This window comes from Tetzosporium hominis (genome assembly GCF_002265435.1).
GTDB classification, from domain to species: domain Bacteria; phylum Bacillota; class Bacilli; order Bacillales_A; family Planococcaceae; genus Chryseomicrobium; species Chryseomicrobium hominis.
The window spans coordinates 1-275 of the sequence record NZ_NOKQ01000115.1; the positions used below are offsets into that span (position 1 = coordinate 1).

Annotated in this window: 1 protein-coding gene; it reads left to right on the forward strand. The window is 50.2% G+C overall.

Annotated features, from left to right (window positions below):
* Positions 1 to 275, forward strand: a 275-nt coding sequence (locus tag CF394_RS00435) for a DUF881 domain-containing protein (protein WP_133079775.1), incomplete at both ends; no start/stop codon positions are given.

The following is a 275-nucleotide window of genomic DNA, read 5'->3' on the forward strand; positions in this document are numbered from 1 at the left end:
AAGGAAAAAAAAGAGTACTACAATATTGTGGAAGATGTTGAGAGGTACAGAATGTTCGTCGGGGAAATCGGCGTTCAGGGCGAAGGGATCAAAGTGACGCTGAAAGACGCTTCGTACATCCCAGAGGGTGAGAATGTCAACAACTATATCGTCCATGAAAGCCACATTTTCCGCCTGCTCAATGAGCTGTGGATTTCCGGGGCGGCCGCGGTGTCGATCAACGGACAGCGCGTGACACATCATTCCTACATATCGTGCAACGGCCCTGTCATCAC